Annotated in this window: 11 protein-coding genes; 10 read left to right on the top strand and 1 reads right to left on the bottom strand. The window is 67.5% G+C overall.

What is annotated here, in order from left to right; all coding sequences use genetic code 11:
* Positions 1–154: 154 nt before the first annotated feature.
* Positions 155–1,453, bottom strand: a complete 1,299-nt coding sequence (locus ACOMD9_RS01945) for an MFS transporter (RefSeq protein WP_421411864.1) — start codon at positions 1,451–1,453, stop codon at positions 155–157.
* Positions 1,454–1,633: 180 nt separating this feature from the next.
* On the opposite strand from ACOMD9_RS01945, the gene ACOMD9_RS01940 reads away from it, so the two are divergent.
* From ACOMD9_RS01940 to ACOMD9_RS01895, 10 genes are all read left to right on the top strand, one after another.
* Complete coding sequence (locus ACOMD9_RS01940) at positions 1,634–3,604, top strand: type IV pili methyl-accepting chemotaxis transducer N-terminal domain-containing protein (RefSeq protein ID WP_421411863.1); 1,971 nt, start codon at positions 1,634–1,636, stop codon at positions 3,602–3,604.
* 6 nt (positions 3,605–3,610) lie between these two features.
* On the top strand, positions 3,611–4,276 hold the full coding sequence (gene narL / locus ACOMD9_RS01935) for a two-component system response regulator NarL (RefSeq protein WP_421411862.1): 666 nt from the start codon (positions 3,611–3,613) through the stop codon (positions 4,274–4,276).
* Positions 4,277–4,557: 281 nt separating this feature from the next.
* The gene (locus ACOMD9_RS01930; protein ID WP_421411861.1) at positions 4,558–6,186 is read left to right on the top strand and encodes an MFS transporter; all 1,629 of its coding nucleotides are present in this window, start codon (positions 4,558–4,560) and stop codon (positions 6,184–6,186) included.
* A 64-nt stretch (positions 6,187–6,250) separates the two neighbouring features.
* Positions 6,251–6,709 (top strand): universal stress protein, encoded by a 459-nt coding sequence (locus ACOMD9_RS01925; RefSeq protein WP_421411860.1) that lies wholly within the window; start codon positions 6,251–6,253, stop codon positions 6,707–6,709.
* A gap of 47 nt (positions 6,710–6,756) precedes the next feature.
* A complete protein-coding gene (locus ACOMD9_RS01920) occupies positions 6,757–8,259 on the top strand; it encodes an MFS transporter (protein ID WP_421411859.1) in 1,503 nt (500 codons plus the stop codon).
* A gap of 87 nt (positions 8,260–8,346) precedes the next feature.
* Positions 8,347–9,624: an MFS transporter gene (locus tag ACOMD9_RS01915; protein WP_421411858.1), complete on the top strand. Its 1,278-nt coding sequence runs from the start codon at positions 8,347–8,349 to the stop codon at positions 9,622–9,624.
* Between the two features lie 163 nt (positions 9,625–9,787).
* Positions 9,788–10,237, top strand: a complete 450-nt coding sequence (locus ACOMD9_RS01910; RefSeq protein WP_421411857.1) for a hypothetical protein — start codon at positions 9,788–9,790, stop codon at positions 10,235–10,237.
* A gap of 18 nt (positions 10,238–10,255) precedes the next feature.
* Positions 10,256–10,819 carry a hypothetical protein gene (locus ACOMD9_RS01905; protein ID WP_421411856.1) on the top strand — a complete coding sequence of 188 codons (564 nt, stop codon included), beginning with the start codon at positions 10,256–10,258 and terminating at the stop codon, positions 10,817–10,819.
* Between the two features lies 1 nt (position 10,820).
* Complete coding sequence (locus ACOMD9_RS01900) at positions 10,821–11,408, top strand: cytochrome c oxidase subunit 3 family protein (protein WP_421411855.1); 588 nt, start codon at positions 10,821–10,823, stop codon at positions 11,406–11,408.
* Between the two features lie 4 nt (positions 11,409–11,412).
* Positions 11,413–11,724, top strand: coding sequence for a cytochrome C oxidase subunit IV family protein (locus ACOMD9_RS01895; RefSeq protein WP_421411854.1), 312 nt, complete (start codon positions 11,413–11,415; stop codon positions 11,722–11,724).
* The last annotated feature ends 121 nt before the right edge of the window (positions 11,725–11,845 follow it).

Raw genomic sequence — 11,845 nt, 5'->3', positions numbered from 1 at the left:
ATCGTGGGCAAGTGCCGGCCTGCAGGAACCTTGGAATGGATTCTGGGTGATCGATCGGCGAAATACTGCCCGGTTACCTCCATATACATCGCCTCTACCCCCAAGGGGATAGATGGCCATGCAAGGAGGGGATAAACCGATGGCAGCAGTTCCTTCAGGCAGCCGATCGGGGCACCGTCCGGGCATGATCGGCGAGCATCACCAGCATGCAGACCGCCAGCGAACCGTAGAGGAACATGAAGCCGGCGCTGCGGATGCCGACCCACTCGTTGCCGAGCACGAACATCATCGGCAGGAGCGCGGCGAAGAGCCCGCCCAGGGTCAGGGCCAGGCCGCCCACCAGCGCCATGTCGTCGCCATGGTCGCGATGGATCAGCCGCATCAGGCTCCCCTTGCCGATCCCCATGCCCACGCCCATGGGCACCAGCAGGGCCATGAACCACGCGAGCGGGGCGCTGAAATGCAGGACCAGTTCGCCATGCACCCCCTGGATCTGCATGGTGAAGGGGGGGTAGGAGAGCAGGAACAGGCAGACCAGCACGAAGGCGCTGACCCACCAGCGCAGGGCGCGAAAGTCCCGCCAGTCGGCCAGCGCCCCGCCGACGATCTGTCCCAGGCCCACCGCCAGGGGGAAGGGCAAGGCCCAGAATGCGGCTCTCCCCAGCGGGAGCTGGTACTGGGCCATCAGGTAGCTCGGCAACCAGAGTGCCAGCGCCACGAAGGCGCCGAAGAAGAAGCTGTAGACCAGCGCCAGCCGCCACAGCCGCCAGCAGGCCAGGCGAAGCAGGGGGCGCCACATGCCGCCACGCCGGGGAGGCGGGTCCTCCTCGTCGTCCCGCTCGCGACGTGGGGCGTCATCCTCGACCGGGTCGTCGGCAAACAGCCACAGCAGGCCCGCCACCAGCAGCACCGGCAGCAGGTAGAGCTGCGGCGCCAGGCGCCAGCCGTAGGCCTGGCTGATCAGCGGCAGCAACAGGTAGCTCAGCCCGGCGCCGAGCATGCCGGCACCATAGAGGCCGAGGGCCAGGCCGGCATGGTGCCGCGGCCCCTGGGTCGCCACATAGACCAGGCCGGCGGCCAGCGACCCGGCCCCCAGCCCGAGGCCGGCACCGGCCAGCAGGAACTCCGGATAGTGGCTCGCCCGGCTGATCCACCACAGGAAGGGGCAGATCAGCAGCAGGCAACCGAGCATCACCCGGCGGCCACCGACCCGCACCGCCAGGCCGGCCATGGGCAGGCTCGCCAGGCCACCCACCAGCATGGGCACGGCCAGCAATGCCGCGAAGGCGACCTCGCCGAAGCCCAGCGTGGCCTTGAGCTCCAGGCCCAGCACGGCGAACAGCGTCCAGCAGGCGAAGACCAGCGCGAAGGACAGCGGCGAGAGCAGCATCACCACCAGCGAGCGGTAACCGCCCTCGGGGTCGCGGGACGGGCCTTCCCGGAGGGGCGTCATGGGATGGCAGGACTCCGAGACAATGGAAGGAAAGGGTGGGAAAATTCTGGTCAGCCTCGCCCCGCCGGTCAAAAGGGCATGCGAGGTACGCCTTTGAGGGGGCAGGCACTACCTACTAGGGTATAGTGGTATTCTCGCGCCCCCTTCAGCCTGCTCCGATCCCGGAGGACCCGCTCCCCGATGAAACTGCTGCAACGCTCCCTGGTGGCCCGCATCATCGCGTCCCTGCTGGCGATCAGTGCCATGGCCCTGATCAGCATCGTGGTCACCATGACCGTGGCCAGCAGCAGCCGCGGCGACGCTGCCGCCATCAACATGGCGGGCTCGCTGCGCATGAACACCTATCAGATCGTCGCCGCCCTGCAGCGCTACCATCAGCAGCCGGACGCCGAGCATCGCGAGCAGGTGCGCGGCCTCGCGCTGCGCTTCAAGGAGCGCCTGACCAGCACCCAGCTCGTGGACGCCATGCCCGCGGCCGACGACCACGTCCTGCAGGACCAGTACCGACTGCTGCTGGACCGCTGGGACCGGGAGCTCGCCCCGCAGGTCGAGTCGGCCATCGCCGGGGACCGGGTCGAGCCCGCCGAGCTCGGCGCCACCCTGGATGGCCTGGTGGCCGAGATCGACACCCTGGTGACCCTGCTGGAGGAGAACTCCGAATCGAAGATTCGCCTGCTCAGCGCCCTGCAGATCCTCTTCCTGGCGTTGACCGCCGTGGTGGTGGCCATTGCGCTGTACGATATCCGCCACAACCTGGTCGCCCCACTGCGCCAGCTGGTGGTACTGGCCCGGGAGGCCGCGCATCGCAACTTCACGCACCGCTCTCACCTCTCGGGTCACGATGAACTGGCGATGCTGGGGCGCACCCTCGACACCATGGCCCAGGAGCTGGGTACCAGCTATGCCGACCTGGAACAGCGCGTCTCGCGCAAGAAGGCCGAGCTGGAGCGCAGCAACAGGGCCATGCAGGTGATGCACGACGGCAGCCGGCAGCTCTACGGCGGGGGCAATGACCTCTGCGCCAGCGCCGCCCCGATGCTGCGCCGGCTGGAAGAGCTGCTGGAGATCGGCCCCATCCGGCTGTCGCTCCACGATCCCGTCGACGACCGCCAGATCCCCATCCTCGCCACCCACTCGGCCCGGCGCCCGGAGTACTGCCGCGACCACGACTGCCACGCCTGCCTGATCGACCCGCGGCCGCTGCGCCTGGGCGAGACCGAACAGGGCGAGTGCCTGCTGCTGCCGGTGAGCGTCGGTGAGGTGATGCTCGGCACCCTGGAGATCTGGTACCCCAGGGGAACCCCGCTCTCCGACAGCACCCGGCGCCTGCTCAATGCCCTGGCCGATCAGCTGGCCACCGCGGTCTACCTGCAGCGACGCATCGAGGAGCAGCAGCAGGTGTCGCTGATGAACGAACGTACCATCATCGCCCGGGAGCTCCACGACTCCCTGGCCCAGTCGCTCTCCTACCTGAAGATGCAGGTGGCACGGCTCGAGCGCATGCAGGAGAAGCAGGTCCCACGGGAGACCCAGGCCGCGGTGTTCGGCGAACTGCGTACCGGGCTGGACAGCGCCTACCGCCAGCTGCGTGAGCTGCTCACCACCTTCCGCCTCAAGCTCGAGGGGCCGGGACTGCAGAGCGCCCTGAACCAGACCACGGTGGAATTCGCCGAGCGCATGCAGACTCCCGTGGAGCTGGAGTTCGATGTCCCCCCCCACCTGCTCAATCCCAACGAGGAGATCCACGTGCTGCAGGTGGTGCGCGAGGCACTGGCCAACATCCACAAGCACGCCCGGGCCCACTGGGCCGGCGTCAGGGTGCACTTCGCCAACGCCCGCCTCCAGGTGCGGGTCGAGGACGACGGCGTGGGCCTCGAGGACGACAGCTCGCCTCCCATGCACTACGGCCTGGTGATCATGCGTGACCGGGCCGAGACCCTGGGTGGCGAGCTGAGACTGCGCAACCGCCCCGCGGGCGGCACCCTGGTCGAACTCTCCTTCACCCCGATGACTGCCCGACTGATCACCCGGCAGCCGGAGGCCCCCATCCCGGACTCCGCCGGCGCGGGCCCCGACACCCGCCGTGGGGCGGCTTCGGATCGAGCCGGCGGCGATCGCGTCGCGCTCAAACACAACGGCAACAGGGACTAAGTCACGATGACCACGCCAGCCAACGATACCCCCGCCAGCATCCTGATCATCGACGACCATCCACTGCTGCGCCGGGGCGTCTCCCAACTGCTCGAGCTGGAGGACGATCTCGAGCTGATCGGGGAGGCCGGCGAGCCCGAGGAGGGCGTACGCCTCGCCGCCGAACTCGACCCGGACATGATACTGCTCGACCTCAACATGCCGGGCATGAACGGCATCGAGACCCTCAAGCGGCTGCGCGACGCGGACTATGCCGGGCGCATCGTGATGTTCACGGTTTCCGACCACGAGGAGGATGTCGTGGACGCCCTGCAGAGTGGCGCCGACGGCTACCTGCTCAAGGACATGGACCCGGACGAGATGATCCGACAGCTGCGCCAGGTCGCCCTCGGGCGCATGGTGATCAGCGAGAGCCTCACCGCCCTGCTCGCCGAGGCACTGCGCAGCCAGCGCAGCCGCCCGGCGACACCCGACATCCAGAGCCTGACCCAGCGCGAGCGAGAGATCCTGCGCGAGCTGGCCGCCGGGCTCTCCAACAAGCTGATCGCCCGCAAGCTCGACATCACCGAGGGCACCGTCAAGGTCCACGTCAAGCACCTGCTCAAGAAGCTCAACCTGCGTTCGCGGGTCGAGGCCGCGGTGTGGGCCGTCCAGGAAGGCGTCGACCGGTAGCGGCCCCCCGGTTCTCTGTGGATACCTCCAAATAATCCCGGGCCGTGCCAGCGGCCCACCCCTCCCCCCGACCCCGAAAAAAAACCCCTTCCCAATCAATCAGATGGCGACCTACCTCGGCTACCCCTCAAGAGGTATTCCACTGATTTTCCGGCATTTTCAGCCAGTTTCCCCCTTCAAGACCACGGCGTATCTTTCGCCTCAAAGCCTCGCGCGTTGATCCCGGTCAGTCACCGGGAGCCAAGCCGGGGTGATCCGGCATCACTCAAGGGGAAAACATCATGGCTAAGACGACCGCCGACAGCGGCCAGGTGGCGAGGGCCGGCAGGAATGCCGATATCGAGCACTGGGATGTCGAGAACGAGGAGTTCTGGGAGAAGGAGGGCAAGAAGGTTGCCAGCCGCAACCTGTGGATCTCCATTCCCAGCCTGCTGATGGGCTTCGCCGTCTGGCTGATGTGGGGGATGATCACCACCCAGATGCAGAACCTGGGCTTTCCGTTCACGGTGACTCAGCTGTTCACCCTGACGGCACTGGCCGGCCTTTCCGGGGCGACGCTGCGTATCCCCGCCTCGTTCATGATCCGCATCGCCGGCGGACGCAACACCGTCTTTCTCACCACCGCCCTGCTGATGATCCCGGCACTGGGCACCGGCATCGCACTGATGAACCCGGCGACGCCCTTCTGGGTCTTCCAGGCCCTGGCGCTGCTCTCCGGCATCGGCGGCGGCAACTTCGCCTGCTCCATGAGCAACATCTCCACCTTCTTCCCCAGGAAGCAGCAAGGCTATGCCCTGGGGATGAACGCCGGCCTCGGCAACTTCGGCGTCACCACCATGCAGATCCTGATCCCGCTGGTGATGACCGTGGGGATCTTCGGCGCCATCGCCGGCGCCCCCATGGAGCTGCAGAGCGCCAGCGGCACCCTGATCGGCCGCATCGAGGCGGGCACCGACACCTGGATCCAGAATGCCGGCTTCATCTGGCTGGTGTTCCTCATCCCGCTGGCCTTCGCCGGCTGGTTCGGCATGAACAACCTGCGCACCATCACCCCGGACCCGGGCACCCCGGTACAGGCCTTCGGCAAGATCCTCGGCCTCTACGCCGTCGGCCTGATCACCTCGGTCATCGGCATGCTGGCCCTGGTATGGCTGAACATGTGGATCGCCCTGCCGCTGACCATCGTGCTGACCGTGTTCGCGCTGCGCATGATTCCCGGCGACATCAAGCCCAACATCCAGAAGCAGTTCGCGATCTTCTCGAACAAGCACACCTGGTCGATGACGGTCCTGTACATCCTGACCTTCGGCTCCTTCATCGGCTTCTCCGCGGCCCTGCCGCTCTCCATCAACGTCATCTTCGGCAACATGATGGAAGTGGCCGCCGACGGCACCGTGACCCGCGTGGCCAACCCGGACGCGCCCAGCGCCCTGACCTGGGCCTGGATCGGCCCCTTCGTCGGCGCCCTGATCCGCCCGGTCGGCGGCTGGATCTCCGACAAGGTGGGCGGCTCCATCGTCACCCAGATCATCTCGGTGGTCATGGTCGTGGCATCGGCCGTCACCGGCTGGGTCATGATGCAGGCCTACAACTCGGCCGACCCGAACAGCTACTTCGCGATCTTCATGATCCTGTTCGTGATCCTGTTCGCCGCCAGCGGCATCGGCAACGGCTCCACCTTCCGCACCATCGGGGTGATCTTCGACCAGCAGCAGAAGGGCCCGGTACTGGGCTGGACCTCGGCCGTGGCCGCCTACGGCGCCTTCATCGCCCCGCGGGTGATGGGCGAGCAGATCCAGGCCGGCACCCCCGAGCTGGCCATGTACGGCTTCGCGGTCTTCTACGCGCTCTGCCTGGTGATCAACTGGTGGTTCTACCTGCGCCCCAACGCCTACGTGAAGAATCCCTGAAACCGCCCCGGCGCTCGGGCCCGGCCCGGGCGCCCCACCTCTACCCCGAGTGTTGAGGTAACCCATGAAGATCATGCTTGCCTACGACGGTTCGCGGAACGCCAAGCTGGCGCTGGCCCAGACCGTTGCCATGTTCCGCTGCAATGCCCCGACCCTGATTCTCGCCGGCGTGGCCGAGAACCCTCTCGACGCCACCGACGCCAACGAGGCGCTGTTCCAGGAGGAGTACGACGAGCTCAAGGCCGCCCTGCAGGAGGGGATCGACTTCGCCGCCGGCGAGGGCTTCGACGCCGAGCTGGTGATCGCCGAGGGCGACGCCCGCAAGATGCTGCTGCGGGCCACCCAGAAGCACCGGCCCGACCTGCTGGTGATCGCTCGCCACAGCAACAAGCCCGACGGCGGGATCATCGCCCAGTCGCTGAGCTACTTCGTCGACGAGCTCGACTACATGACCTTCGGCAGCGTCAGCTCCTTCCTGGCCCGGCGCGTCGAGTGTCCCCTCCTGATCTTTCCCAGCCCGTGACAGTGCCTACGCCTCCTCCACGCCCGGGAACCAAGGATTAAACGACCATGAAAGTCTCGTCCGTCTTCAAGGTACGTAGTCCGGAGATCAGGGCCCTGCACCTGACCTGGATCGCCTTCTTCATCACCTTCTATGTCTGGTTCAACATGGCGCCGCTGGCGTCGAGCATGCTGAAGAGCGTCGACTGGCTGACCCGTGATGACATCCGGCTGTTCGCCATCACCAACGTGGCCCTGACCATCCCGGCGCGCATCATCGTCGGCATGGCGCTGGACCGCTTCGGCCCGCGCCGGGTGTTCTCGGTGCTGATGGTGACCATGTCGGTCCCGGCCCTGGTGTTCGCCTTCGGCGACACCATGACCCAGCTGCTGGTGTCGCGCCTGGTGCTGAGTTCCATCGGCGCCAGCTTCGTGGTCGGCATCCACATGACCGCGCTGTGGTTCAAGCCCAGGGACATCGGCTTCGCCGAGGGCTTCTATGCCGGCTGGGGCAACTTCGGCTCCGCCGCCGCCGCCATGTCGCTGCCCACCATCGCCCTGACCATGTACGGCGGCGAGGACGGCTGGCGCTGGGCCATCGCCCAGAGCGCCATCGTCATGGCGGCCTACGGCGTCTACTACTGGTTCGCCATCACCGACGGCCCCGACGCCCGCGCGCATCGCAAGCCGCGCAAGGCCGCCGCCATGGAGGTCAGTACCTGGGGCGACATGATCAAGCTGATCCTCTGGACCATCCCACTGGTCGGCTGCCTGGGCATCCTGGTGTGGCGCATCCAGGACATGGGCTACCTCTCCACCACCGGTGCCGTCATCTGCTATCTGGTCATCACCGCCGTGGTGATCTACCAGGTCGTGCAGATCCTGCGGGTCAACATCCCGATCCTGAAGAAGGGCGTGCCCGAGGACGACCGGTACCCGTTCAGCAGTGTCGCCGCCCTGAACAGCACCTACTTCGCCAACTTCGGTGCGGAACTGGCGGTGGTCTCCATGCTGCCGATGTTCTTCGAGGAGACCTGGGGACTGAATGCCGCCACCGCCGGCCTGATCGCGGCCTCCTTCGCCTTCGTCAACCTGGTGGCACGCCCCATGGGCGGCCTGGTCTCCGATCGCATGGGCAACCGCCGCTTCGTGATGCTCAGCTACATGTTCGGCATCGGCATCGGCTTCGTGCTGATGGGCATGCTCAACTCGAGCTGGCCGCTGGTCATCGCCATCGCCATCACCATCTTCACTTCCTTCTTCGTGCAGGGGGCGGAGGGGGCGACCTTCGGCATCATTCCCTCGATCAAGCGCCGCATCACCGGCCAGATCTCCGGCATGGCCGGCGCCTACGGCAACGTGGGGGCGGTGGTCTACCTGACCCTCTTCACCTTCGTCACCCCGACCCAGTTCTTCTACATCATCGCCTCCGGCGCCTTCCTCAGCTGGCTGATCTGCCTGGTCTGGCTGAAGGAGCCCGAGGGGGCCTTCGACGAGGAGTACCACATCTCCTCCGTGGACCGCATGATCGAGGAGCAGGAGGCCCTCAAGGCGCAGCCCGGCAAGGGCTGATCGCCCGCCTCCATGGCCCGCTGGCCGGCTGACCGCCGGCCAGCGGGCGTTCTGACCCGTCCGCCAGCCTCGAACCGGGAGAGCACCATGGCCTCGCAACGCTTCAAGCAGTACTCGGTACTCACCGCCAACACCTTCGCCTTCACCATCTGCTTCATGGTGTGGACCATGTTCGGGGAGATCGGCGTGCCCATCGCCGACGAGCTCGGCCTCAGCGGTACCCAGTTCGGGGTGCTGACCGCCGTGCCGATCCTCACCGGCTCGCTGGTACGCCTGCCGCTGGGGGCGATGACCGACCGTCTCGGCGGACGCCCGGTGTTCATGGCGCTGATGCTGGCCACGGTCCCGGCGATATGGGCCGTGCAGTTCGCCACCCAGTACTGGCAGCTGATCCTCCTCGGTGCGGTGGTCGGCCTGGCCGGCGGCGGCTTCTCGGTGGGCATCACCTACACCGCCAAGTGGTTCGAACGCGATCGTCAGGGGCTGGCCATGGGCATCTTCGGCGCCGGCAATGCCGGGGCCGCGGTGACCAAGTATGTCGCTCCCACGGTGATCGTGGGGCTGAGCTGGCAGGCGGTGCCCAACATCTATGCGGCGATCATGCTGATCACCGCCATCATCTTCTGGTTCTTCACCTTCACCAATCCCGAGCACCGCAATGCGGATCGCCCCTCGCTGCGCGAACAGGTCGCCGTGCTCAACGACCCCAGGGTGTGGAAGTACTGCCAGTACTATTCGGTGGTGTTCGGCGGCTACGTGGGGGTCTCGCTGTGGCTGACCCGCTACTACATGACCGAGTACGGCATGGGCATCCAGCTGGCCGCGCTGGTCGCCACCATCTTCGTGCTCCCCTCGGGGGTGATCCGTGCCTTCGGCGGCTGGCTCTCCGACCGCTTCGGCGCCCATAACGTCACCTGGACCTGCATGTGGGCCAGCCTGCTCGCGCTGTTCATCATGTCCTACCCGGAGACCCGCTATGCCATCCGGACCGTCGACGGTTCCCAGCTGGAGTTCAGCTTCGGCATCCCGCTGTGGCTGTTCACCCTGGCCCTGTTCGTGGTGGGCATCGCCTGGGGTATCGGCAAGGCCTCGGTGTTCAAGTACCTGTCGGACGATTACGACAGGAACCTGGGGCTGGTCTCCGGCATCGTCGGCCTGGCGGGCGGCGTCGGCGGCTTCCTGCTGCCGATCATGTTCGGCGCCCTGGTCGACTTCACCGGCGTGGCCACCAGCGTATGGATGCTCTGCTTCGGCGTGACCCTGGTGTCGATCATCTGGATGTGGTGGACCGAGCGCCGGGTGCCGGTCTTCACCCGGGATGAACGGCACCAGGCCACCGTCATCACCCGCCAGGCCAGGGATTGAGCCCGCGACGGGATGGCCACCCTGCCCCATACTCGACCATCGCGGTCGGGTATTGATCCGGGGCAAGGACATCCTCGCCGGGAAACGCCATAGTGTCGACATGGCGGCGCCCCCCACGACGGGACGCCCCGACTCCAGCCACCCTCACCTCAGGAGGTAACCGATGTCCTCCACTCCCGCTTCCCGCACTCCCGAGGCCGGCCACCGGGACCCGGCGGTCGACCGCCGCGGCAAGGGCCTGGCCGCCACCGTCTATGTGCTCTACCTGGGCAGCATCATGGCCGTGGTCACCGCCCCGCTCGGCGTGCTGCTCGCCCACCTGCGCCGCGGGCGGGTATCCGCTCTGGCCGACAGCCACCTGCAGTTCCAGATCCGCACCTTCTGGCTGGGCGCCCTGGCCGGCGCCGCCGCGCTCGCCGCCTGGAACCTGCTGGGCCTGGTCGGCGCGCCCTCCTGGGCCTCCTGGACGCTGGGCTATACCTTCTTCACCGCCTGCCTGATCTGGACCATCGGCCGCTGCGGCGTGGGCATCCATCGCCTGATGAGCGACCGTGCCATCGAGGCGCCCCGCAGCCTGTTGTTCGGCGGGGCGGCCGTGACACTCGACGACTGACACACCGAGGAGAGCGCCATGCGCACCACGCCCCCGAACAGCGGAACCCCAGGGCATTCGCTCGCCGTCACCGGCCTGGCCTGGGGCTTCATCCTCTTCTCCGCGGCCACTCTCGCCCTGCTGATGCTGCCGTTGGCGCCCGGTGATACCCTCGCCGCCACGCTGGGCGTCCAGGCCGGCAGCGGCGGCCTGACCGGTGGCGTCGCCTGGCTGGCCGAACGCGGCACCCGTGTCGCCGGGCTGCTGATGGTCGGCGCCCTGGCCACCCTGGTCCTGGCCGTGGCCCTGCTGCAGCGCCGCCGCTGGGCCCGCCGGGCTTTCGTCGGCCTGATGGCACTGGGCTTCGTGGGCGTCCTGGGCGGCGCGGCGCTGACCCCGCTGACCTTCGGCCTGCTGCCGGAGAACGCCAGTGTCGAGGCGGTGAATCCGGACGACCCGGTGGCCGGACTGGTGGGCATGCTGGGCCTGTTGATCCTGGTGGCCACCCTGCTGACGGCCCTGTTCGCCTGGGCGGGCTGGAAGCTGACGACCCCGGCGGTTCGGGCCGAGTTCGCCGGCACGCCACCCCAGCCGGAGCGCTGAGATGCCCCGCCACGCGGAGACGCTCACGCGCCCCCTGCCCAACCCGGGCTGGGGTCCCCTCTCGGCGCTACCCGGCAACCCGCTGATGTGGGTGCTGATCCTCAGCGAGATGGTGGTCTTCGCCGCCTTCTTCGGCCTCTTCGCCTGGCTGCGCGCCGGCGAGCGGGAGGTGTTCGACGCCTCGCAGCAGCTGCTCGACCCGGTGGCCGGCGGCCTCAATACCCTGGTGCTGCTGACCAGCGGACTGTTCGCCGCCCTGGCGGTACAGGCCATCGGCCGTGGCGACAAGCAGCGCTGCCGCTGGTGGCTGGCCGGGGCCTTCGCCCTGGGGGTGGTGTTCTGCGTGGTCAAGGTGGTGGAGTATGCCGACAAGCTCGGCGCCGGCCTTGCGCCCGAGACCAACACCTTCTTCACCTTCTACTACCTGCTGACCGGTTTCCATTTCGCCCACGTGCTGTTCGGCCTGGGGCTGATCGCCCTGGTGGCCTGGCGAATCTCCGCGGATAACGTGGAGACCGCCGCGGCCTTCTGGCACATGGTCGACCTGATCTGGATCCTGCTCTACCCGATCATCTACCTGCTGAGGTGAGCCCATGGGCGACATGAAGACCACCGGAGGCGACTCGGCCACCCGCCGGCTGCTGGTCACCTGGGCCGTGCTGATGGGGCTGACGCTGGTTTCCATGGCCTCGGCGCGGCTGGGGAGCGAGGCCCGCCTCGAGGCGCTGCCGCTGTGGTCGGCGGCCCTGCTGCTGGCCACCACCTTCTTCAAGGCCCACCGGGTGCTGATGGTCTACCTGGGTCTGGGGGTTTCCACTCCGGCCTGGCGCGGCGCCTTCACGGGGCTCACCCTGTTCACGCTGCTGCTGGTGGGCGCCGGCTACCTGGTGGCCCAGGCGGCTTAAAGGCTTAGGCGACTTAAAGGCTTAGGAGGCTGTCGAGCTTGACGCGGACCTGCTCCGGCCCAGGGGCACCCTTTGCCGCGGTTCGATCACGCGAGCCTGCCCGTGGCGCCTCCTGGCAGGC

The sequence above is a fragment of the Halomonas terrestris genome, assembly GCF_049166755.1.
Classification (GTDB): Bacteria; Pseudomonadota; Gammaproteobacteria; order Pseudomonadales; family Halomonadaceae; genus Halomonas.
Note: the sequence above shows the minus strand (reverse complement) of the source record. Positions and strands in the feature narration are given on the sequence as shown.